Origin of the sequence: Myroides sp. (assembly GCF_032073645.1) — a bacterium.
Lineage (GTDB): Bacteria > Bacteroidota > Bacteroidia > Flavobacteriales > Flavobacteriaceae > Flavobacterium > Flavobacterium odoratimimum.
On sequence record NZ_DAMANB010000004.1, the window covers coordinates 99,198 to 123,981 of the forward strand.

The window sequence follows — 24,784 nt, forward strand, 5'->3', positions numbered from 1 at the left end:
TAAATTTACTCAAAACGATAAAATATGAGTAAGGCGATTAAAAAGATCGGTGTCTTAACTTCTGGAGGAGATGCTCCAGGGATGAACGCAGCAATTAGGGCAATTGTTCGTACTTGTTCTTTTCACGATGTAATGTGTGTAGGAATATTTAGAGGATTTCAAGGATTAGTTGAAGGTGATTTTGAAGTATTGGGTCCTCGTGATGTAAATTACATTATTAATAAAGGAGGTACTATCCTTAAAACAGCTCGAAGCGTAGCTTTCCGTTCTGAGGAAGGTCGTAAAACAGCTTATGAGAACTTAAAGAATGCAGGTATTGATGCATTGATTGTTATTGGTGGAGACGGAAGTTTTACAGGAGCTATGATATTGAGCAAGGAGTATGACATTCCAGTAATGGGAATTCCAGGTACTATTGATAATGATATACACGGTACAAGTCATACTATTGGGTTTGACACTGCCTTAAATACAGTAGTAGATGCTGTAGATAAAATTAGAGATACTGCCAGCTCACATAAACGTTTATTCTTTGTAGAAGTTATGGGGAGAGATGCAGGTCATATCGCACTGAATGCAGGTATTGGAGCTGGAGCAGAAGAGATTCTTATTCCAGAAGAGAATATGGGAATGGAGCGTCTACTAGAATCTCTAAAGAAAAGTAAAAAATCAGGAAAATCATCTAGTATAGTTATCGTAGCAGAAGGTGAAAAATTAGGTAAAAATGTATTTGAAATAGGAGAATACGTAGAAACTAATTTGCCAGAATACGAAGTGCGTGTGTCTGTATTGGGACATATGCAAAGAGGAGGAGCGCCATCTTGCTTCGACCGTGTATTAGCAAGTAGATTGAGTGTGAAAGCGGTTGAAACGTTATTAGCAGGAGAACGCAACTATATGGTTGGTTTAATCAATGATCAAGTAGCGCTTACACCATTAGAACAAGCAGTAAAAGGTCATTCTCCAATAGATCAGGAACTACTTAGAGTATCTGATATCATCACAATTTAAAAGAAATAATAAAACGAAATAGAATTATGAAAACAAGAATTGGTATTAACGGTTTTGGACGTATTGGACGTTTAATGTTAAGAGAAGCTGTAAAGAATCCTAATGTTGAGATAGTAGCAGTTAATGATTTAATGGCTGTAGAGCACTTAGCTTATTTAATTAAGTTTGACTCTGTTCACGGTCGTTTTGATGGAACTGTAGAAGTAAAAGATGGTCATTTAGTAGTGAATGGACAAACAATCCGTGTAACAGCTGAGAAAGATCCTTCTTTATTAAAATGGGATGAAGTAAAAGTAGATGTAGTAGCTGACTGTACAGGTATCTTTAAAGAATTAGATAGCGCGCAAAAACATATCGATGCAGGAGCTAAGAAAGTATTAATCTCTGCTCCATCAGGAACTGCTCCAATGTATGTTATGGGAGTGAATGAGAAAGATATGAAAGCTACAGATACAATCGTTTCTAATGCTTCTTGTACTACTAACTGTTTAGCGCCATTAGCTAAAGTTATTAATGATAATTTTGGTATTGTAGAAGCTTTAATGACTACAGTACATGCTGTAACAGCTACACAGTTTACAGTAGATGGACCTTCTAAGAAAGATTTTAGAGGTGGACGTTCTGCTATGAATAATATTATTCCTGCTTCTACAGGTGCTGCTAAAGCTGTAGGTAAAGTTATTCCAGAATTAAAAGGAAAACTTACAGGGATGTCTATGCGTGTTCCTACTGCTGACGTATCTGCTGTAGATTTAACAGTTAAAGTAGCTAAAGAAACATCTTATGAAGAAGTATTAGCTGTATTGAAGAAAGCAAGTGAGAACGAACTAAAAGGGGTGATGGCTTATACAGAAGAGGATGTTGTGTCTCAAGATTTTGTATCTGATCCGCATACTTGTATTGTAGATGCTAAAGCAGGTATTGGATTAAACAGTACTTTCTTTAAGTTTGTTGCTTGGTATGATAACGAGTATGGTTATTCTGCTAAGATGGTTGATATGGCTATCTTAATGAATAATTTAAAATAATTAAATAGTTTAAATGAAAATAATCGTCGATAGTGGTTCCACTAAGGCTGATTGGATTTTCTTTGACCAGAATAATAATGTTATAACTTCGGTGACTAGTTTAGGACTAAATCCCGAAGTTATTACTTTAGATGAGTTCTTTACCCGCGTTAATACAGTGCCTGATATCTGTAAGAATAAAGACGAGGTTAAAGAACTTTATTTTTATGGTTCAGGGTGTGGGTCTGATCGTACAAAAAATATCGTTAAAAGATTTGCTGAAGATTACTTTGCGAATTGTAAAAACATTAATGTTCACGAAGATACTTATGCGGCTATTTACGCGACTGTAGGCAAAGGAGAAAAAGGAATAGTCTGTATTAATGGTACAGGATCTAATGTCTCTTACTTTGATGGAGAGAAAGTATATCAGAGAATAGAGTCCTTAGGTTTTATGGCTATGGATGATTGTAGTGGAAGTGCACTTGGTAGATTAATGATCAAGAGTTTCTTTTTAAAAATGATGCCTAAAGAATTAGCAGATTTATTTAAAAGTAAATATGATGTAGATGCTGATGTAGTGAAGTACAATTTTTATAAGAAAGAAAACCCTAATGCTTATATGGCTTCCTTTTTGCCTTTTTTGATTGAGCATAAGGATAAAGCTTTTTTTCAAGAAATGATTAGAGAGCAAATATCTTTTTTTGTAAATCACTATATAAAGAATAACCCAGAGTATACTAGTGTACCTGTACACTTTGTGGGTTCTGTGGCATATTTTTTACAAGATGAGTTTAGAGAAGTGATGGCTGAACATAATATTCAGGTCGGAAAAATAATTCAAAAGCCACTAGACGGATTAATTGAATATCATAAATAATAACAAGTATGGAAATAGCAATTGTAGCACATGATGCTAAGAAGAAAGAAATGTTAGAGTTTATCAAAAAAAACAGAGAAATTCTATCAAGTGAAGGAATATCATTGATTGGTACAGGAACTACAGGAAGTATGGCAGAGGATGCAGGCTTTAAGGTAAAGCGTATGCTTTCTGGACCATTAGGGGGAGATGCTCAGATTGCTGCAAGAGTAGCGGAAGGAAAGACTGCCATGGTGCTATTCTTTAAAGATCCTCTAGGAAAACACCCTCATGAGCCAGACATTAATATGTTATTACGAGTATGTGATGTACACAATGTACCTTTGGCAACAAATGAAGCTTCAGCTCAGTTGTTGTTAAATGCTATCAGTACAATTAAGTAAGGAAATTCTAGAAAAAAACTAGACAAATATAAAGGGAATAGGCGCATAAGTATTATGTGCCTTTTTTTGTAGGTAAAAACTTGCGTACGTGTGACAATTAGTTTTTAGCAATTACAAATGGGAAAAATATTTAAATAGCTCATTTACAGAGTTGTTAGCAAGAACTCCATTTCTTCTCAATATTACTTGAGATGCTAAAGATAGTTTTGTATTGACTTGCTAGGGGTTTGCTTGCGGGTTTCTTGCACATTTCTTCGAGAAAGACACCTTCTGGGCAAGGAAAGCCCTAGAAAACCCCTAGTAATCCCCTAGAAAGTGCAAGCTGAACGTTCTGATTATTCATAAATATCGAAGTTGTAATTTATGTTTTAATTTAAAAATATTAATTACTGTTACGTTTGTTGGTTGAATCTAAGATTCGCTAAAGATTGATTTCAATAAGATTAGAATACTCTCGTCTGTATTAGATTAAAAAGAACACCTAAAAATAAATAGGCATGGTGTTTGGAACAACCTAGTATATTTTTAAAGTAAAAATCGTTTATTTTAAAAATAGTAATTTATTTAAGAAGGAAGATAAAAGATGTTATATTTTGTTTAATTGCTTTTGAGTGATTAATTAAATAGCTAATTTAGTAGGAACTTAACTATGTTTATTATGAAAAGAATAAAAAGAGTGTTTACAGGAGCTTTTGTTTTGGGAGCATTTATCTTTGGATTGACTGAAGCTGATGCATGTACAAGAGTTGTTTATAAAGGGCCAAATAATACTGTTATCACAGCGCGTTCGATGGACTGGAAAGAAGAGATTATGCCTAATATATGGGTGTTTCCAAGAGGGATGGAACGCAATGGAGAAGTAGGGAAGGCTTCAATAAAATGGAAGTCTAAGTACGGAAGTGTTATAACTTCTGCATTTGATATTGCAACTACCGATGGAATGAATGAAAAAGGGTTGGTGGCTAATATTCTTTGGTTAGTAGAATCTCAATATCCAGAGTACAATCCTGATGGGAAGGACAAAGGAATTAGCTTGGCAGCATGGGCTCAGTATGTGTTAGATAATTATGCAGATGTAAATGAAGCTGTAACTGACTTACAGAAGAACCCTTTGATTGTAGTTACGGCTAATACACCAGGGCGTACTTCATTGGCAACTGTACACTTAACAATATCTGATGCAAAAGGAGATAATGCTATTTTTGAGTTTATTGATGGAAAGTTAAAAATTTATCACGATTCTTCTTATACTGTGGTAGCGAATTCACCTACATATGATAAGCAGTTGGCAATTAGAGATTATTGGAACTATTTGCCTGGTAATAAAGTGTTACCTGGTACAGGTAGATCTGAAGATCGTTTTGCACGTGCTTCATATTATGCAAAAGCAGTAGAACAAAGTGATGACGAAAAAGTATCTATAGGAGCAGCTTTTAGTATTATTAGAAATGTTTCTGTTCCATATGGAGTGCATATAGATGGAGAGCCTAATTTGTCTTCTACTAAGTGGAGAACAGTATCTGATCAAAAGAACTTAGTATACTATTATGAGGATCCAATTGCGTTAACTCCAATGTGGCTAGATTTAAAATCAATTGACTTTAGTGATAAGTCAGGAGTTAGGAAGTTAGATGTTTCTAAAAAACAACAATATGCAGGTTTGGTTAATAATAAATTAGAGAAAGCAAAAGCTTTTCAATTTATGGGAATCTAGAAGTAAAAAATAAGAGTATTAAAAAGGGGTGATTATTAATTAATAATCACCCCTTTTTAATACTGTGCTTTCTACTTATTTAGAAGCTATCATAGATATTTCTACATTTACATTTCTAGGTAATTTTACTACTTGAATACATTCTCTAGCAGGTGCTGTAGCAGCTGTAAAGAAGCTTCCGTATATCTCATTTACTTTAGCGAAGTCATTCATATCTGTTAAGAAAATAGTTGCTTTAACAACGTTTTCGAATGTCATATTTGCTGCTTCTAGTATCGCTTGTAGATTAGCCATTACTTGTTTTGCTTCGTCTTCAATACCTGTTGTTACAAGCGTTTCTGTTGCTTGATTAAAAGGAATTTGACCTGAGATGAATAATAGACCACCAGTCATTACTGAGTGATTGTATGGTCCGATAGGGGCAGGTGCCTTGTCTGAATTGATAATTTTCTTCATAAAGTATAGTTTTAAAAAAAGAGGAGGAGTAAAAATACGCCTCCTCTTTCTGAATTATTTTTATCTGTATATTTTGTCTGGAGCTTTACGTTTTTCCCATTTGATATCGCTTAACATTGATGAGCGTATACCAATAAAGAATCCCCAACTTGTATAGGTTCCGATAGGTACCCAAGAGAAGTCCATTCTCCAACTCTTCAAATCACGTTCAAATCTTAATTGAGTAAAGGTAACTCCTTTCTGAACAAAGTCATAACCAGTAGAGAAACCTACTTTCCAATTAGGTGTGACATCTACATTTCCGGATACCATGACTGAGTTATTGACTATCTCGTTCTGCCTCGATGAGTTGTTATAAGTCATGGAGTAGGCAAAGGTTAAATCCCAAGGTAGTTTAGCATTAAAGAAACCACCAAAAGGTTTGTCTTCATCTTCATCACCTAATGTACTTTTCTTCTGGTTTCCTAATTCTACAGCTCTACCAAATAAATCATCAGCACGTCCACCATTGTCTAAAGAGTTTTGATTCTTTTTGTCTTCAGCATTACCGAACATGGCATCTTTACTAGATAGAGACCAGTTTACAGTCATATTAGCACTTGTCAGACGGAATAGACTTCCTCCGTTGTTAATATTGTAAGTATCTATACGTCTATTGTTGTTGTCTAATGCGTAAGGGTCAAGTGTCGCTCCAAAGTTAATTTGCATTTTATCTTTAAATAGAGCTGTACCAGCACTTACACGTACAGGAGACCACTTCAGTGAGTCAGCAGACATATTATAACTCGTAGAGAAGTTTAAGCTGTTTAAAAGCATTACTTTTCTCGGCTCACCTTTTTCATTATCATCATCTCTAACTTTCGCTTCAAAAGTGTTACTTAAGTTAAAGTTCATCATATTAGAGTTATATCTTCCTGGGGCTCCAAAAATACCATTTTGGAAGCGAGTATAATCTTGGAATGTTTGTCCTGTAGCATCTATGGCATAGGTGTCATAGTACTGTTCAAAACTAGGTGTATAAGAATACCCAATGCTTGGACGCATTACGTGACGTATAGCTTGGATTCTTTTGTCTTCTCCAAAGTTGAATGTACCATAAATAGTTGTCCCAATACTAGCATTAGCATTATATGTTCTAAAGCTGTCGAATCCATTTACTCTAATGTCATCAACTTTATTAGTTTGTGCGTTGTATTTTTTCTCTATGGTATTGAAGTACCAAACTTCATTATATGAAGCACCTGCCGTTACAGAGAAGTGCTTGAATATTTTAAAGTTTGTTGCAATCGGAATACTGTGTTGGAATGCTGTGTTTAAACTGTCGAACATTTCTCTTTTAAAGAAGTAATCTTCGTGTGTTTTTACACGGTTTTCTCCACGTACAGAATACGAGAAGTTTAAGTTCTTAATAATACCTTTTTTAGAACCGTATTTTGGTGCAAAAGGGAATACACGATCTACGTTTACTTGTAATGTAGGAAGAGTCATGTTAATCTCCTTCGTATTTGTTGATTGAGAGTGAGTAGCAGTAAGTGACATATTCACTTGCGGTACACTTTCGAAAGTACGTTGGTAACTAACAGATGAGCTCATGGTGTTATTCATAGAAGCTCCTACGTTATAGGTATTGTTTGATTGTCTGAAGTACTGGCTACTACCTAAGTTAACAGACGCAGAGAATCGCGAGTTAGGATTAGCTTTACCATCTTGACTGTGATTCCACTGAATATTATATAGCTTACTAGATGCGTAATCTGGAAGTCCTTTTTCAGAGAAGATATTGTTTTCATAACGGATTAAAACACGTCCGTTATATTTATAACGTTGAGCATAAGAACTGTTAAGTCTCAATCCCCAGCTACCATTGGTATAATAATCCCCTAATACGTTTAAATCCATTTTATCACTTATCGCAAAGTAATAACCACCATTCTGAATATAGTATCCTTGTTGATTGGTATCACCAAAGCTTGGGATGATAAATCCTGATTCGGCTTTCTCTGACATAGGGAAAAAAGCGAAAGGCAATCCTAGAGGTGTAGGTACATCAGCAATCACCATATTGGTAACTCCTGTAACTACTTTTTTGCCAGGAACTAACTTAACCTTATTGGTACGGAAGTAGTATTCTGGATCATCTAAATCTTTAGCAGTAGTAAAGATTACATCTTTCATGAAGTAAACAGAGTCATTCTCCTTTTTACTCACTTCTGCTTTAATTCTAAATTCACCTTGTGAAGTACGAGATTTAAAGACTAATGCTTTTTTAGTTTTTGTATTGAAGCGGATAGAATCTGGCTCTACAATCTGTGACCCTTGTTTAAAAACAGGATATTGCGACATATTACCAACACTATCTTTAATACCTCCTGCATAGATTTCGTTTTTTTCATAATTGAAAATGATTTTACCTGCAGTTAGTTCATAATCTTGATAGCGTATTTCAGCTTCATTATATAACGTAATTTCTTTTTTTGCTAAGTTTAGAGCTTCGTAGTCTTTTGCTTTTCTATAAACCATCTCTTCGAGAAGAGGTTTATTAGCAGGAACTATGGTGTCTTTTTGTTTTTTAAGTGTATCCTGGATAGAGGGTACAGCAAGTTTGTCTATAGTGTCTGAGGTGGTAACTATAGAATCTCTTTTTAGTGTAGTATTTACAGCTGTAAATTTCTTATTGTTGTCTTGTGCAATCCCTTTTTGTGTTAAAGTTGCTCCAAAAACCAATAAAATGAAAACGATATTAAAAATATTTGTTCGCAAACCTATATATATGCTATTTTTGTAAAATTAAGCGCGTTGTTTTTAACGTGTCAAACTTACATATATTTTTTTTGAAAATGTATTTTTATTTAAATTATAAAACGTTATAAATATCATTTATATGAATTACAGTCGTTCTAAACTGTTTGCCTTACTAGCTATTCTTTTCCTGAGTTTCTCTATACAAGCACAGAATGGGAAAAAATTTAAAGTTGTATTAGATCCTGGACATGGAGGAAAAGATACTGGTACTAACCATAAGAAGAATGTAGAAAAGGATATTGTATTAGCAGTAGCTTTAGAGGTAGGTAAGATATTAGAAAAACAATCTGATATAGAAGTGTTCTATACTCGTAAGACAGATGTGTTCGTTCCAGTAAAGGAGAGATCTGTATTAGCTAATGATAACAATGGAAACGTATTTGTATCTATTCACTGTAATGGTGTTAATAGTGAATCTGCTTCTGGTACTGAGACTTATGTAATGGGGCTTAGTAAGAATAAATCTAACCTAGATGTAGCTAAGACGGAGAACTCGGTGATTATGATGGAGGATGATTATAAGACTAAGTATGCAGGCTTTGACCCGTCATCGCCTGAATCTATTATAGGATTAACGCTATTACAAGAAGATTATATTCATCAGAGTATTGACTTAGCAAGTAGAGTACAGGATGGTTTTACAAATGATCTGAAGAGAAAGAATAGAGGAGTAAAACAAGGTCCGTTCTGGGTATTACACGGGGCTTTTATGCCTAGTATATTGATAGAGTTAGGGTTTGTTTCTAATACAGCAGAAGGGAATTATTTGACTTCAAGTAAAGGACAGAAAGAATTAGCACGTTCTATAGCACAAGGGATTATTGATTATAAAGCAGCTTATTATGGAGGTAGTAAAACTCTAGTATTAGCAGATTCTAATGATAAAGCAACGGCTAAAGTTGATAATAGTAGAAAGACTACAACTAACGAGACAATTACTAATTCTCGAAAAGAAAGTAGTTCAAACACTAAAAAAGTTGTTTTTAAAGTGCAAATTGCAGCAGGATCAAAAGTGTTAGCTTTAAAACCTGAGAATTTTAAAGGACTAAGAGGAGTGACGACAATGCGCGTAGGAAATCTTAGTAAATATTATTACGGGGAGACAAGTGACTATGAGACAGCGAAACAAAATCAGAAAGTAGCAAAGGATAAAGGACACAGTTCTGCATTTATTGTAGCATTCAAGGATGGTAAAGTGATTACAGTAGAGGAAGCATTAAAATAATATCAAGCGCTTTAGAAATAAAAGTTTATTTTTGCGTGTTATAAAAATGAAAAGTTTTGAAAATATCAAGAGAAATTAAAACAGCGATTTTAGTATTAGGAGCTATTGCTTTGTTCATTTGGGGTTACTCATTTTTAAAAGGGAGAAACATATTTGATAACAGTACTAGATTTTATGTAGAATACGATAATGTAGAAGGATTGACTACTTCTTCAACGGTTACCATTAATGGTTTAGTCGTAGGGAAAGTATCTAAGATCGATTTAGATAATACTTCAGGAAAATTAAAAGTTGAGTTATTGATGACTCAAAAAATAAATATATCTAAGAATAGTGTAGCTAAGATTTACTCTCCTGGATTATTAGGAGGTAAAGGAATTATGATAGATCCTTTATTTGGAGATACAAATTTCGCTGAGTCTGGACAAACGCTTAAAGGAGAGGTAGTTTTAGATATGACTGAGAAGTTGACAAAACAAATTGAACCTTTACAGTTAAAAGTAGAAGAGGCTTTAGCCAATTTAAATACAATGTTAGCTTCTGTTAATAATATAATGGATGAGAATACACAGCAGAGTTTAAAAAGCGCAATGACTCAATTAGATGGTACTTTAGCAGGTGCTAATAAGTTAATGGCAGCTACTAATCAGATGGTTGCAGCGACTCAGCCTAAGTTAGACGGTACGTTGACTAACTTAAACACGATGAGTAGCAACTTTGCTTCTATTTCTACAGATTTAAAGGCTTTGGATATCAAATCTACTTTTACTAACTTAGATAACGCTACTGCAAGTATGGAGAAAATCATGGGAGATATCCAAGGCGGTAAGGGGTCTGTTGGTAAATTATTGAAAGATGAACAATTATATAGTAACTTAGAAGGAGCAAGTAAAGAATTAGAAGCTTTATTACGCGACTTAAAAGAACATCCAAAACGTTATGTACATTTCTCTTTATTTGGTAAGAAAGCGACACCTTATCAAGCAACAGAAGAAGAGAAAACTGCAGAGGTTAAGGAATAATAAACTAAACAGCTAAACCAACTAACAAGAAAAACTAACAATTACTGAAAACAATTATTACGACTATGGAGTATTTAGGCCAAGTATTATTTTTACTTCTTTTAGTTGTTGGGTTTGGATTCTTTATCAAAAATATAAAGAAGCTAATCCGCAACATCAAAATAGGAAGAGATATCGATCGAACAGATAATCCTTCAGCTCGTTGGAAAAACATGATCCGCGTAGCTTTAGGACAGTCTAAGATGGTGAAAAGACCTATCCCAGCTATCTTACATATTTTTGTATATGTAGGTTTTGTGATTATTAATATTGAGATGTTAGAAATCATCGTTGATGGTTTGTTTGGTACACATCGAGTGTTTAGCTTCTTAGGTGTAGGCTATGATGCATTAATTGGAATTTTTGAAGTACTAGCTTTCTTAGTTATCTTTGGAGTTGTTGTATTCTGGATTCGTAGAAATATAATTAAACTTAGACGTTTTAATCAACCAGAAATGGAAGGTTGGGCTAAGCGCGATGCGAATAATATTATCTACATTGAGACCGTGTTGATGTGTTTCTTTTTAATCATGAATGCTGCAGATTATTATCTTCAGAGTATTGGTTATACACATTATACAGCAGTAGGATCATTTCCTATTTCTAGTTTTATCAGCCCTATATTTGACGGAGTTAATCCTGCAACAGTTGCATTCATTGAGCGTTTTTGTTGGTGGGGACACATAGTAGGGGTGATGTTGTTCATGAATTATTTATATTATTCAAAACACTTACACATCTTCTTAGCATTCCCAAATACATATTATGCTAATTTACAACCTCAAGGAGAGTTTAATAACTTAGAGTCTGTTAAGAAAGAAGTTTCTTTAATGATGGATCCTAATGCAGACCCATACGCTGCACCAGCAGAACCTGTAGGAGAGCCAGAGAAATTTGGTGCTCAAGATGTAATGGATTTAAATTGGGTACAGTTATTAAATGCTTATTCTTGTACTGAGTGTGGTCGTTGTACTTCTTCTTGTCCTCAGAATATAACAGGTAAAAAACTATCTCCGCGTAAGATAATGATGTCTACTCGTGATCGTTTAGAGGATGTAAGTAAGATATTAGATGCGAATAATGGTCAGTTTGTTGATGATGGTAAGACATTATTAAATGACTATATTACACCAGAAGAATTGTGGGCTTGTAATACATGTAATGCATGTGTTGAAGAATGTCCTATAGACATTAGTCCACTTTCTATTATTATGGATATGCGTCGTTTCTTAGTGATGGAACAGAGTGCCGCTCCTGTAGAGTTAAACAACATGATGCAAAATGTTGAGAATAATGCTGCTCCATGGCAATATAGCCAAATGGACAGATTAAACTGGAAAGACGAAAACTAAACATTAACTATCATAATCCTTTTTTAGGATTATCTCAATAAACACAAGATTATGTCAGCAAATTTAGTAGTGCCTACCATGGCGGAAATGATGGCAAAAGGAGAACAACCAGAAGTGTTATTCTGGGTAGGTTGTTCAGGAAGTTTTGACGATAGAGCAAAAAAGATTACAAAAGCATTCGTAAAGATATTAAATAAAGCAAACGTATCATTTGCTGTACTTGGTACAGAAGAAGGTTGTACTGGGGATCCAGCAAAGAGAGCGGGGAATGAATTTGCATTCCAAATGCAAGCAATGATGAATATCCAAGTATTAGATGGATATGAAATTAAAAAAATCGTAACTGCTTGTCCTCACTGCTTTAATACACTTAAGAATGAGTACCCTGATTTGGGTGGTAAATATGAAGTTGTACACCATACTCAATTTTTGAAATCACTTTTAGACGATGGAAGATTGACTATAGAAGGTGGGCAATTTAAAGGAAAGAGAATTACTTTCCACGATCCATGTTATTTAGGACGTGCTAATCAAGTTTATGAAGCTCCGCGTCAATTGATTGAAAAATTAGATGCAGAGTTAGTAGAAATGAAGCGTTCTAGACAAAATGGTTTCTGCTGTGGTGCTGGAGGTGCTCAACTTTTTAAAGAACCAGAACACGGTGATAAAGAAGTACACGTAGAGCGTACAGAGGAGGCTATAGGAACTAATGCAGAGATTATCGCTGCTGGATGTCCTTTCTGTAACACAATGCTTACAGATGGGGTTAAGTTTAAAGAAAAAGAAAGCTCAGTAAAAGTGTTAGATGTAGCTGAGTTAATTGCAAACGCAGAAGATTTATAAAATATGTTTAAACCATTTGAAGAAATGCCTGATCATTCGAGAGTTTGGATTTACCAATCTAATCGTAAGTTCTCAGATGAAGAGGTTCAAGATATAGATAAGGAGTTAGCAGCTTTTACAGAAGAATGGGCTGCCCATGCTACACCATTAGCATCTTCTTATAAGATTTTTTACAATAGATTTATAGTGCTAGCAGTGGATCAAGATATACACCCTGCTTCAGGATGTTCAATAGATGCTTCAGTTCGTGTGATTCAAGATATTGAACAAAAGTATAATGTGGACTTACTAGATAAGATGAATGTTACTTATAAAACAGGAGAATTCATTGCTTTTAAAACTTTATTAGAATTTAAAGATTTAGTAAAGTCTAAGTCTGTATCAGCTAATACGATTGTATTCAATAATTTAGTGAATGATTTAGGAGAGTTTAGAGAATTTTGGGAAGTTCCAGCATCTGAAAGTTGGCATTCACGTTTTTTTAAATAGATTCTAATATTTATATTTACGATATCAAAATCACCATCAAATAGACTTTTGATGGTGATTTTTTTTTGACCTAAAATAAAAACTAATGAAAAGATTGACTGTTGTACTACTTCTTGTGGCTTCTAGTGCGTTTGGACAGGTTAAGTTTAATCAAGCTAGACAGAAACAATGGGTAGATAGTGTATATAATACGTTGAATTTAGAGGAGCGAATAGGACAGCTGTTTATGGTTGCAGCTTACTCTAATAAAAATGAGGCTCATGTACAGAGTTTAGAGAAACTTGTGCAAGAACAGCATATTGGAGGATTAATTTTCTTTCAAGGTGGACCTGTTCGTCAAGCAGAAATGACTAATCGTTTACAGACTTTAAGTAGGGTACCTATGTTAGTGGGTATAGATGGAGAGTGGGGACTGAGTATGCGTTTAGAAGATACTTATCGTTTCCCTTATAATATGACATTGGGTGCTGTTCAAGATATGGACTTGATTTATCAAGTGGGAGAAGCGATGGCTAAACAAACCAAACGCTTAGGTATGCAGTTTAACTTTGGGCCTGTATTAGATATTAATATTAATCCAAAGAATCCTATTATCGGAGTGCGTTCTTTTGGGGAGACGAGAGAGATAGTAACAGATCGCGCTAGTGCCTTTATGCAGGGATATCAGAGTCAAGATATTTTCGCAACAGGAAAACACTTTCCTGGACACGGTGATACTTCTACAGATTCACATCACAAATTGCCTGTAATAGACTTTGATAAAGGGCGCTTAAATAGAGTTGAATTTTATCCGTATAAAAAGTTATTTGAAGAAGGGCTGTCTAGTGTGATGATAGGTCACTTAAATTTACCCGCTTATGAACCTAATGATATTCCTACTTCGTTATCTCATAATATTGTAACGAAGTTGTTGAAAGAGGAGTTAGGTTTTGAAGGACTGATCTTTACTGATGCTTTAAATATGAAAGCAGCAACAAGTTTTTTAAAACCTGGAGAAGTAGATTTAGCCGCTTTTAAAGCAGGAAATGACTTATTACTTTTCTCTGAAGATGTACCTACTGCTCTAACGAATATATTAGCTGCTTATAATGCAGGAGAAATATCAGAAGAACGCCTTTCTCATTCAGTAAAGAAGGTTTTGGCATATAAGTACAAGTCAGGTATGACGAAGTTCTCTGCTATTGAAACAGGTAGCTTAGTTAAGGATTTGAATGCTCCAGTTTACGATGATTTAAATCAGAAGTTGTACGAAGAAGCAATGACTTTAACGAAGAATGAAGATAGGTTAGTTCCTTTTAAACATTTAGAAAAACAAAAGATAGCTTATGTAAAGTTAGGAGATGATGATGGTAGTCACTTCTTAAATATGTTACAAAATTATGATGATGTAACAGAAATTACAGGAGATAGCTTAGAAGACCTTTCTGCGTTTACAACTATTATTGTAGGATACCACAAGGTTGATAATCCATGGCGTAAGCACGATATGTCAGACACAGAGAAGGCAACTTTACGTAATTTAGTCGCTAGAAAGAATACTGTGTTAGTATCTTTTGCTAAACCGTATGCGCTTGAGTCAATGCCTTTAGATAAAGTAAATACTGTGTTAGTAGGGTATCAGAATAATAAATTTGCTCAGCAAGCTGCCGCTCAAGTATTATTTGGGGCTATAGGAGCTAAAGGAAAGTTACCAGTTTCTATCAGTGGTTCTTTCGCTGTTGGTACAGGACTTAAAACGAAAGCTATTGATCGCTTAGGTTTTTCTACTGCAGCAAATGAAGGGATGGATCCTGATGTGTTAAAGGGAATTGATGCCATTGCTCAAGGAGCAATAGATAAACAATATACACCAGGTATTCAGGTAGTAGTGGCTCGTCATGGCAAAGTAGTATACCAAAAAGCTTTCGGACATCATAATTATGATGGTAGTACAAAGGTCTTAAATACAGACTTATATGATTTAGCTTCTTTAACTAAGATCTTAGGAACGTTGCCAGTATTGGTAAAGATGTATGATGATCATAAAGTGAGAATGGAGACTAAACTAGGACAGATGTTACCGATGTTTAAACATACAGATAAAGAAGATATTACCTTTAAAGATTTGTTGACACATCAGTCAGGTTTACCAGCTTGGATTCCTTTTTATAAACGTACACTAGCAGAGAATAATCGACCTGATCCGAGTTTATATAGTTTCTTTTACACTCCAGAGTATCCTACTCAAGTGTCAGAGAATTTATATATTAAAAAAGGGTATACAAATGAAATCCTACAACAAATAGCAGATTCTAAATTATCTAAAAAGGAGTATAAATATAGTGATTTAGGGTTTATTATGATGAAGGAATTTGTGGAGAGTAAATATCACAAGACACTTGATCAAGTAGTGGAAAGTGAGTATTATAATAAGATGGGAGCTTGGCGTTTAACTTATTTACCATTGCGTAAATTTGACTTGAATGTAATTCCTCCTACTGAAATAGATAATTATTACCGTTACACTACTGTACAAGGATATGTGCATGATATGGGAGCAGCTATGCAAGGTGGAGTTGCTGGACATGCAGGGTTGTTTGGATCAGCGTTAGATGTAGCTAAAATGATGCAGTTATATCTGAATAAAGGGGAATACGGAGGAGATCGTTTCTTCTCGGAAGATACTTTTAATACATTTAATGAGTGTGCTTATTGTAGTAAAGGTAGTAGAAGGGGAATAGGATTCGATAAACCGCAAAAGCCAGGTTCTCCTGGTCCAACATGTGGATGTGCTTCAATGTCTAGTTTTGGACATACAGGGTTTACTGGAACAATGGCTTGGGCTGATCCTGATAAAGATTTAGTATTTGTATTTTTATCAAATAGAACTTATCCTGATAGTAATGTGAATAATCTATCTAAGGCTAATATTAGAGAAGATATTCAGAAGGTAATTTATGAGTCGATAGTAAAATAAACTTAGATATGACGTAAAAGCGTAGCGATGGCTACGCTTTTTTTATGAACTGTATTTAGTGCTTAGTTGTTATCTAGTTTGTTATGAGAAAGTTGAATAATTATGTCATTATGTTCTTAAGATAGAAATGATGGTGTCTTTATTTGGTAATTTGTTGATATTGTGATTATTATGATTTAAAACAAATAATCTAATTAGACTCGTTAAAAATAAAGTTGTATTTCTTTGGTTTTTATTAACATGACCAATACTTTTGTTATTTAAAATTAATTTAAATAATGAGACCGTTTAAGGAAGTATTTTTTTGTTTTTTACTACTTCTGTTACCTTGTTTAGTAAATGCTCAAGGAACTGTAGGTAAAGTAAAAGGAATCGTTTATGATTCACAGAAAACTCCCATTATAGGAGTATCTGTTTCTATTAAAGGAAGTACAATTGGTGTTCAGACAGATCTAGATGGGAAGTTTGAATTACAGCACACAACAGGACAACATACAATACTGTTTAATTACGTAGGTATGGTTGAAGAGAGCAGAACTGTTCAATTTAATACAAGCCCAAAATCATTGAGTATTACTATGCAAGATGAGCCTTCTGTATTAGATGATGTTGTGGTTAGTGTAAAAGGTAAAGTAGATGCTTTAAAAGAGCAAGCTTTTACAATAAGTGCTGTGGATATGCAAAAGATAGCTAATAGTACTTATGATTTAAATCAAATACTGAATAAAAGTAGCGGTATCAAAGTTAGACAACAAGGTGGTGTAGGGTCTGATTATAATTTTTCTGTAAACGGGATGTCCGGAAAAGCAGTTAAGTTTTTTGTAGATGGAGTTCCGTTAGAGATGTTAGGTAAAGGAGTGGATATGAATACACTTCCTATTAATATGGCTCAACGTGTAGAGATATATAAAGGAGTTGTTCCTGTTCATTTGAGCACTGATGCCATGGGAGGTGCAGTGGATATTATTACGAATGGTAGTTCTAAAGATTATTTAGATGCAAGTTATATGACAGGATCTTTTAATACCCATAAAGTTAATTTAAATGGACAATTAAAAGATAAGGGTACTGGAATTATCATGAGACTGAATAGTGCTTATAATTACTCAGATAATGATTATAAGATGCGTGATATGAAGATCTATAATCCCCAAGCTGAGAAGTATGAGTATAGAGATGTAAAACGTTTCAATGATCGCTACAAATCTTTATTTGTAATGGCAGAGTTGGGAATAGAGGATAAGTCATGGGCAGATATGTTATTCGTAGGAGTGTCACATTCTTTATTTGATAAACAAATTCAGACAGGATCTAATCAAGAGATTGTGTATGGAGGAGTGAAGAGAGAAGGAGATGCGAATAATTACTTTTTAAAATATAAGAAGAAAGATCTATTGAACGATCGCTTTGATATCAATTATTATTTAGGGTATTCTAAGAGTCTAGAAAAAGGAACGGATACTTTAATGAGAAAATACAGTTGGGACGGAAGTTATGTTCCTGCTGCAGGAAGTGAACTTTCTAACCCTTCTTTAAGTAGACAACACAGAGATCGTGTATTCTCTCAATTAACTACAGAGTATAGATTAAGTGATTCTCACAAGTTTAACTTTAATTATATGTTAGATTATGTGAAGAATCAATCTTATAATTTATTATACGATAAGAGAGAAGATGCTTATCCTACGAAAATGACAAAACAGATTTTCTCTATTAACTATCAACAAGATTGGTTTGATAAGAGATGGACTAATGTGTTTTTTGGAAAGTATTACTTAGTTGATTTAGATAAGACTGTCTTTGACTCTTCTACACGTAAGGATGTACCTGTTAAAAATCAATCAGGAGATTGGGGATATGGTGTAGCGAGTACTTTTAAAATTACCAATGAACTAGGTTTAAAAGCTTCTTTTGAAAAGTCATTCCGTTTATTAGAACCAGAAGAAATATTTGGTGATGGTGTGTCTATTACTAGTAACTTAGCTCTACGCCCTGAGAGTAGTAATAACTTTAACTTAGGGGTGTATTATAGCCAACGTTTTGACGATCACTTCGTACGTTTTGATGCAGCTGGCTATATTAGAGATACGAAGGATTATATTTATACAGTTCCTAATTTATTCAATAGTACTTTTAAATACGAGAACTTATCTAATATCTTCACTAGAGGAGTTGAAGGAGAATTTAACTATCAGTATAAGAATATCCTTAATATTATGGCGAATATTACTTATAACTATGCTTATGACAATACGAAATACGCTAATAATAGTGATAATGTAGAGTCTGCTACCTATAAAAAAGAAGTACCAAATCAGCCTTGGTTATATGGTAATATAGATGTGAGTATAGGGCAAGATGATTGGTTCCAAAAAGATTCTCGTATTGAGTTAACTTATGGGGTATCTATGACAGAATGGTTCTATAAAAACTGGCAGTCTTATGGAAATAAAAAGAATATTCCAACGATTCCTCGCCAGACATTACACGATGTAGGAATCAATTATTCGATAGCAAAAGGGAAGTATAACTTTGCTTTGAATTGTACTAATATTGGAAATGCTCTTGCTTATGACAACTTTAAGCTTCAAAAACAAGGTAGAGCATTTTATTTCAAATTCAGATATTCTTTAAAATAGACATTACAGATGAAAAATAAATCATATACAATCTTATCTATGATCTTATTGCTTTTTACAGTGATAGGATGTAGTAAAGAACCATCTCAGAGTGGTGGTTTTGAAGGAGAAAAAGATTATAAGTATTTCTTATTATCAGCATTGGGAAGTTGGCCTAATACGGTTCATTATATTACAGCTACCAATGATGTGACACAAGGAGTTATGGATCTGAATAGAGAAGGTGATGAAATTAACTCTAAAGGAACGTATTCTTATATCGTTAAGAATGGGTATATCTATAACTATAAAACAGATCAAGGAGTATTTAAAAAGTTTAAATATACAAATGATAAGCTAGTTACAGAGATAGAAGTGCCTTTCTCTTATATTAATGACGTGAGTGCTTATACATGGGCTGATGATAACACTTTGATTCTTTTTGGAGATACAAGTGATATAGAGCGCATCCGATATACAGTTTTTAATACAACAAATCTTAAAATAGTAAAACAAGGAGAAGTGTCTGGTCTAGAGCCTTTCCCTCAAGGATATGACCATTATTCAATAGGTTCTGCAGCTTATATAGATGGAGTGCTGTATTTACAGTACGGTTTTAGAAATGCAAAATGGTTGACACCTAATTTCTATAATTTAGCCTCTATTTCATATCCAGACTTTAAAGTAATCAAATCAGAAGCAGACACTCGTAGTAGTGGAGCTAGTAATGGTTCTCCTTATTTTAAAACTTCTTTTGTAAAGGATAATGACAGCTTCTACTATAGTTGTTTTACACGTACGAATTCAGAAAGTAATGATATTTATTTGTTTAGAATTAAGACAGCAGAGGGAGTGATAGATAGATCTTACGAAATTAATTTGACGCAAGTATTAGGTGGATTAAAGCCTGAAACAGCGATGAATTATATCGGAGACAATAAAATGATTATTGGGTATAGAGACCCTGCTAAAGGAGGAAGTTATAATGGAAAATACGCTATTATAGATTTGGAGACTAGATCAGTTGTAAGACAGCTGACAGAATTACCTTTAGATGAACCGTATGAACTAGGTTTCTTTGTTCAAGATAAGAAAGTATACTTAGCGATTAATAGTGCAGAAGAAGGAAACTATGTTTGGATTTATGATCTAAAAACAGACAAGGTTACTAAGGGAATGACACTTCCTGATAAGATATCAGGATTTGCACGTTTCGATAAATTCTATGACTAATAAATTAGAATAATAAGTTTGATTTTTTATAGGAAGGAATATCTTTCTATTAGTTTGGTTAGGTTTGAAGCCACTTCCTTGGGAGTGGCTTTTTTATTTAGGATATTCTTCATAAGCTTTGAATAAGTTTCGGAGCATCTTGAACAGAGTCGTACTGTTTTCTTTGGTGCTTTCGAGTTTACTTTTTCGCTTAGCAGTGAAGGTGAATGATTCATTGGGTGTAAGGATAGTTCCTTCTAAGTAATTAGTATCGATTAGGGAAGTTTGAAGAAGAGTAGGTCTATCTTTAGACATAGAAGAACAGATAAAGCCATCTTGAGTCATTACACCTTCAAAACCTTCATTTCTTGTTGTACGTGCGATTAGAGTACCTTCATTTTGGAATAAATGGAAGTTCTCTATTTTATAGTATTCTGTAAATTTAATTGGAGAATCTTGTTCTGAGAAGGTAAACTCCCACTGACCAGATACATTAATAGTTGTATATGTTGTTGGAATAGAGAAGCGAGGTTCTTCTGTCTTATAGGCTATAAAAGGGATGGTAACTAAAGTATTTTTACCTTTCTTATCTTCAAATATTCCTTTAATCGTATCGCTTTGTATAATTCCTTTTAGATGGATATGACCGCTGTAATCTAAAGGGTTGATAAAACTATCACGAGCTATTTTGGTATATTCTTTTTGATTTGTAATTGGACCATCTGTAAAAACAGTACGGTAACCATGAATATTAAGTGGAATGCTATCTAGTGTGAAAATAACAGGAACATTGATTCCTTTTATAGTAAAATAGGCTTTCCATCGGATAGAAGAATCAGTGTAATCTTGATTGCTTAACTTGTCTGTACAGCCATTCAAGAGTAAGATCATTAGAAAAGAGATAAAAAGAGATCGAATAACAAACATGGATAGAAAATGTAGTGAAACAATAGGTTATAAACACTAAAACCTTTGCATAGAATGAACTATTTATCCAAAGGTAAGCTTTTATAGTTAGCTTCTATATCATCTATATATTACTTCTATTATTTTGATATAAATAAGAATTTAAATAGAAGTTTTTTTATCATTTATTCTAGGCCAAAAAAGTATATATTTGATAGGAACAGAGAAGTTGTTTTGTGTTATTCTTATAACTCTTTTTATGGATGAAAATATAGTAAAAACGCTTGTTAATAAATTAATGAAGTCAGCACAGCTTATACTGACTTTTGCTTATTTATTGGCTATAGGGATAGGGATGTTGTTTAATAATCAGAAGTACAATGCTTTTGGTATTAATATTTTTGATTACTCTTCTATTTTTGATTTTTTGATAGCTCCTTTTGCAGACTTTAGAATAGTAGCTTTTGCTATTGTGACAATGATTATTACTTATCTATTGTTTAAAGGTGATGCATATTGGAAAGAGAAATTTCCTGCTAATTATAGTAAATCAATATTTAATCTTGAACAATATTCTTGGTATAGAAAGATAAAAGGAGGTGTGTTTATCTTTATTTTTATCTGGTATCTTATACTGATGGCACAGTATTATGGCAAGCGAACTTATGTTGAAACACTACAACAAGAAACGACTAAAATAGAGTATATAGGAGGAGATGTGATAGAAGGAATCCTTATAGGGAAGACCAGTGATATGTTGTTTTTATATGTAAATCAAGAAGTAAAAGCCATACCTATATCTGCGAATCTAAAGACTATACAGATTAAATGATAAAGGCTGTCCATTGGACAGCCTTTTGCTTTTATTTCTTCGGAGCATTGTCTACGAACATCTGCTTTACTTTAGCTACGTCATAGCTTTTATCTGCTTCTAATTCACCAGAGGAAATTACATTAGTTGTTTTTCCTTCTCCATTGATTACGATGAAGAATGGATAACCTAATTTTTGTCCTTCAGGAGCATATTTTTCAAATGCTTTAGCATTTTTGTGTTTAGCTGTATAATTTAAATGATAATAAACATAGTTCGCATCAACTACAGTTTTTATATCTTGATTTTTTTGTACAAAATCATTAAAACGAAGACACCAGATACACCAGTTACCACCAGCTTGTACAAAAACGTTTTTGCCTTCAGCTTTAGCCTTTGCGATTAGTTCTGTTATTTTAGCATCACCATCTTCTTCCTCATTATATGGTTTTGCTAATGCCTCTTTTTCTTTGGCAATAGCCTGTTTAGCAGCAGCTGTATCTATTACAGTAGTAGGTGTATTATCAGAGGTAGTTGCTTCTATTTCTGTTGCTACTTGTTCTGTTTTAACCTCTTGTTTACAGCTTACTAATGTTAGTACTGTAGCTAGTACTAGAGATGATAAAACTAATTTTTTCATATTTGTTAGGTTTATGTATTGTTGTTTCTAAATGAAATTCTGCGAAATGTAATAAAAATTAATAAGATATTGCATATATAGGATTACATTTACCATGAATATGGTATCTGTTATGCTCAATATATTTTTTCAACGTTTTAATCTATTCTCAGAAGAAGAGATAGGTGATATTGTTGCTTTATTTGTACAACGCAATATCGCTAAGAATGACTATCTCGTAAAGGAAAATGACTATTGTGAAGAAATAGCCTTTATTGAATCAGGCGTATTTCGCTCCTTTTATACAAACGAAAAAGGAGATGAATTGACTTACTGCTTTCGTTTTCCAGATGATTTAATAGGAGCTTATTCTGCATTTATCACTGGAGGTAAGAGTATAGAGAGTATTCAGGCAATTGTTAATGCGGTAGTTTGGTCTATTCAGAAGAAAGATCTCGATGCCTTAGCAGATAGATTACCTCAGTGGACTACTTTTTTAAAGATTATAGCTGAGCAACAGTATTTAGAATTAGAACGCAGAGTGATACAGTTTCAGCGAGAGAGTGCCTCTGAACGCTATAAGAATCTACTGATTCATCACCCTAATTTTGTACAGTATATTCCGTTACAGTATTTGGCTTCTTATTTAGGAATTACCCAAAGACATTTGAGTCGTATTAGAAAAGAGATTACTTTTTAGACATTTGTCCAGTATTTAGACCTCTATAGGTTATTAGTTTTGTCTGTAAATCAAATCAATTATGCAGAACAATGTTTTAATCATAGGAGGTAAGGGGTTAGTAGGGAGTACTATAGCTCGTATCTTAAAAGAGCGAAACCCTCAATGTAATATAATCTTAGGAACTAGAGCTCCTAAAGATCTACAGAAAGAAGTACAGATAGATGTCAATAGCCCATCTTCATTAGAAGTTATTCTATCTAGAAGTATCAATTTAATTATTTTATCTGTTAATGACCAGAAGGATTATGTACTTCGTTTTGCGATAGAGCATGGAATAGATTATTTGGATATCACTAAGCCAACACCCGCTCTACATAAGGCATTACAGATTACTACAGAATATACTAAGTATAATAGCCGTATTGTATTTGGCTCAGGTTGGATGGGAGGTATTGTTCCTGGATTAGTCAAATCTGCTGTACCTGCTACAGAAAAAATAGAGAGTGTACAGCTGATGGTGTATTACTCTATAAAAGATAAAGCAGGCGAAAGTTCAGCTCATTTTATGGCAGAACATGTAGCAACCCCTTTTGTTCAGTATCAAAAGAATCAGCCTAAGGAGGTTTTACACTTTTTAGATAGTGAATCTTATTGTTTCTCTTTCGGGTTGAGAAATAGACAAGTTTACAACTTTGATACTCCTGATTTATATATTTTGAATCAAGTAGAAGCTGTACCTACCGTAAGTGTGAAGATGACTTACAATTCTAAGTTTTTAACTCGTGTATTAGGTTGGATGCAGCAGTTCGGTGTATTTAAAAGAATGTCTTTAAAGGCAAGGAGAAAGACATTTGGAGGTAGTGGAGCAGGAGATATCTCAGTATTCGAAATCATTATTAAAGGCTCTCAGCAAGTAAGGAGAATTTTATTAAAGAGTGATAGAGGACAGGCAGAATTGACTGCTTTATCAGCCGTATTACATACAGAGGTATTATTTAGTAATGAAGTTCTACCTGGGCAGTATTTTGCACATCAACTTCACGGAGAAAAAGCACTTTTCACAGACCTACAACAATATGACTCTATAACAATAAAAGAGATATAATGAAGAAAATAACAGTTATCAATGGACATCCTAATAAGGATTCTTTAAATTTTGGTTTGGTAGAGGCTTATATTAAAGGAGCTAAAGATAGTGGAGCAGATGTGAGAGAAATCACAGTAGCGAAGATAAACTTTAATGCGAACTTACAGTATGGTTATCAGAAACGCATGGAACTAGAACCAGATTTAGTAAAGGCGATATACGATATTAAATGGGCTGACCATCTTGTATGGGTACATCCTGTATGGTGGGGTGGACTTCCCGCTTTATTAAAAGGATTTATCGATAGAATATTTCTACCAGGTATTATGTATCAGTATAGAGAGAATAGTATGTTATGGGACAAATTACTGAAAGGTAAAACAGCTCATATTATCACTACCTTAGATCAGCCAGGATGGTATTATCGCTTGATGTATGGAAGACCTAGTGTTAATCAATTAAAGAAGTCAACACTGCAGTTCTGTGGTGTATCTCCCGTAAAAGTGACTTATATTGGGATTGTTAGAAACTCTAAAGAAGAGCAGAGAGTGAAGTGGATTGCCAAAGCAGAGCAGCTAGGGAAACAATTGAAGTAAGAGTAATCTTGATTTTTGTTTTTATAGATAGTATAAGAACTAGAAAGATGAGAAGAGATAAATCTGTACTTTGT

The 24,784-nt window shown here is 33.8% G+C and carries 21 protein-coding genes; 17 read left to right on the forward strand and 4 right to left on the reverse strand.

Annotation, left to right across the window (positions count from 1 at the left end):
- Positions 1-24 precede the first annotated feature (24 nt).
- The 5 genes from pfkA (at position 25) to RT228_RS04445 (ending at position 4,995) form a co-directional block, all read left to right on the forward strand.
- Entirely contained in the window at positions 25-1,011 is a 987-nt protein-coding gene (gene pfkA / locus RT228_RS04425) for a 6-phosphofructokinase (RefSeq protein WP_006259209.1), read from the forward strand.
- A 26-nt stretch (positions 1,012-1,037) separates the two neighbouring features.
- Complete coding sequence (gap, locus tag RT228_RS04430) at positions 1,038-2,039, forward strand: type I glyceraldehyde-3-phosphate dehydrogenase (protein ID WP_006263367.1); 1,002 nt, start codon at positions 1,038-1,040, stop codon at positions 2,037-2,039.
- A 13-nt stretch (positions 2,040-2,052) separates the two neighbouring features.
- A complete protein-coding gene (locus tag RT228_RS04435; protein ID WP_006259207.1) occupies positions 2,053-2,898 on the forward strand; it encodes a BadF/BadG/BcrA/BcrD ATPase family protein in 846 nt (281 codons plus the stop codon).
- An 8-nt stretch (positions 2,899-2,906) separates the two neighbouring features.
- The gene (locus tag RT228_RS04440) at positions 2,907-3,281 is read left to right on the forward strand and encodes a methylglyoxal synthase (protein WP_006259206.1); all 375 of its coding nucleotides are present in this window, start codon (positions 2,907-2,909) and stop codon (positions 3,279-3,281) included.
- A gap of 658 nt (positions 3,282-3,939) precedes the next feature.
- Positions 3,940-4,995 carry a linear amide C-N hydrolase gene (locus tag RT228_RS04445; protein ID WP_286385269.1) on the forward strand — a complete coding sequence of 352 codons (1,056 nt, stop codon included), beginning with the start codon at positions 3,940-3,942 and terminating at the stop codon, positions 4,993-4,995.
- Between the two features lie 75 nt (positions 4,996-5,070).
- On the opposite strand, the gene RT228_RS04450 is transcribed toward RT228_RS04445, so the two are convergent.
- Positions 5,071-5,451: a RidA family protein gene (locus RT228_RS04450; protein WP_286385270.1), complete on the reverse strand. Its 381-nt coding sequence runs from the start codon at positions 5,449-5,451 to the stop codon at positions 5,071-5,073.
- A gap of 60 nt (positions 5,452-5,511) precedes the next feature.
- Positions 5,512-8,211 carry a putative LPS assembly protein LptD gene (locus RT228_RS04455; RefSeq protein ID WP_025125614.1) on the reverse strand — a complete coding sequence of 900 codons (2,700 nt, stop codon included), beginning with the start codon at positions 8,209-8,211 and terminating at the stop codon, positions 5,512-5,514.
- Between the two features lie 121 nt (positions 8,212-8,332).
- Here RT228_RS04455 and RT228_RS04460 point away from each other — a divergent pair, with 121 nt between their 5' ends.
- From RT228_RS04460 to RT228_RS04495, 8 genes are all read left to right on the forward strand, one after another.
- A complete protein-coding gene (locus RT228_RS04460; protein ID WP_006263371.1) occupies positions 8,333-9,478 on the forward strand; it encodes an N-acetylmuramoyl-L-alanine amidase in 1,146 nt (381 codons plus the stop codon).
- Positions 9,479-9,534: 56 nt separating this feature from the next.
- A complete protein-coding gene (locus RT228_RS04465; protein ID WP_286406924.1) occupies positions 9,535-10,500 on the forward strand; it encodes an MlaD family protein in 966 nt (321 codons plus the stop codon).
- Positions 10,501-10,565: 65 nt separating this feature from the next.
- The gene (locus tag RT228_RS04470; RefSeq protein WP_006259200.1) at positions 10,566-11,891 is read left to right on the forward strand and encodes a (Fe-S)-binding protein; all 1,326 of its coding nucleotides are present in this window, start codon (positions 10,566-10,568) and stop codon (positions 11,889-11,891) included.
- A gap of 51 nt (positions 11,892-11,942) precedes the next feature.
- The gene (locus tag RT228_RS04475) at positions 11,943-12,734 is read left to right on the forward strand and encodes a (Fe-S)-binding protein (RefSeq protein ID WP_006259199.1); all 792 of its coding nucleotides are present in this window, start codon (positions 11,943-11,945) and stop codon (positions 12,732-12,734) included.
- Between the two features lie 3 nt (positions 12,735-12,737).
- Positions 12,738-13,223: a hypothetical protein gene (locus RT228_RS04480; RefSeq protein ID WP_006260980.1), complete on the forward strand. Its 486-nt coding sequence runs from the start codon at positions 12,738-12,740 to the stop codon at positions 13,221-13,223.
- 85 nt (positions 13,224-13,308) lie between these two features.
- A complete protein-coding gene (locus tag RT228_RS04485) occupies positions 13,309-16,179 on the forward strand; it encodes a glycoside hydrolase family 3 N-terminal domain-containing protein (protein WP_286393440.1) in 2,871 nt (956 codons plus the stop codon).
- Between the two features lie 278 nt (positions 16,180-16,457).
- On the forward strand, positions 16,458-18,818 hold the full coding sequence (locus RT228_RS04490; protein ID WP_286393442.1) for a TonB-dependent receptor: 2,361 nt from the start codon (positions 16,458-16,460) through the stop codon (positions 18,816-18,818).
- Between the two features lie 9 nt (positions 18,819-18,827).
- On the forward strand, positions 18,828-20,030 hold the full coding sequence (locus tag RT228_RS04495; protein WP_006265116.1) for a hypothetical protein: 1,203 nt from the start codon (positions 18,828-18,830) through the stop codon (positions 20,028-20,030).
- A gap of 93 nt (positions 20,031-20,123) precedes the next feature.
- Here RT228_RS04495 and RT228_RS04500 read toward each other — a convergent pair whose 3' ends face one another.
- Positions 20,124-20,936, reverse strand: a complete 813-nt coding sequence (locus tag RT228_RS04500) for a hypothetical protein (RefSeq protein ID WP_286395818.1) — start codon at positions 20,934-20,936, stop codon at positions 20,124-20,126.
- Positions 20,937-21,126: 190 nt separating this feature from the next.
- Here RT228_RS04500 and RT228_RS04505 point away from each other — a divergent pair, with 190 nt between their 5' ends.
- Positions 21,127-21,747 carry a hypothetical protein gene (locus RT228_RS04505; RefSeq protein ID WP_006259193.1) on the forward strand — a complete coding sequence of 207 codons (621 nt, stop codon included), beginning with the start codon at positions 21,127-21,129 and terminating at the stop codon, positions 21,745-21,747.
- Between the two features lie 31 nt (positions 21,748-21,778).
- On the opposite strand, the gene RT228_RS04510 is transcribed toward RT228_RS04505, so the two are convergent.
- Entirely contained in the window at positions 21,779-22,366 is a 588-nt protein-coding gene (locus RT228_RS04510) for a thioredoxin family protein (RefSeq protein ID WP_016649562.1), read from the reverse strand.
- A 94-nt stretch (positions 22,367-22,460) separates the two neighbouring features.
- On the opposite strand from RT228_RS04510, the gene RT228_RS04515 reads away from it, so the two are divergent.
- The 3 genes from RT228_RS04515 (at position 22,461) to RT228_RS04525 (ending at position 24,710) form a co-directional block, all read left to right on the forward strand.
- On the forward strand, positions 22,461-23,045 hold the full coding sequence (locus RT228_RS04515) for a Crp/Fnr family transcriptional regulator (RefSeq protein ID WP_081048728.1): 585 nt from the start codon (positions 22,461-22,463) through the stop codon (positions 23,043-23,045).
- A gap of 61 nt (positions 23,046-23,106) precedes the next feature.
- A complete protein-coding gene (locus tag RT228_RS04520; RefSeq protein ID WP_058699526.1) occupies positions 23,107-24,132 on the forward strand; it encodes a saccharopine dehydrogenase NADP-binding domain-containing protein in 1,026 nt (341 codons plus the stop codon).
- Positions 24,132-24,710 carry an NAD(P)H-dependent oxidoreductase gene (locus tag RT228_RS04525; RefSeq protein ID WP_058699527.1) on the forward strand — a complete coding sequence of 193 codons (579 nt, stop codon included), beginning with the start codon at positions 24,132-24,134 and terminating at the stop codon, positions 24,708-24,710. Before RT228_RS04520 ends, RT228_RS04525 begins: the two co-directional genes overlap by 1 nt.
- Positions 24,711-24,784 lie beyond the last annotated feature (74 nt).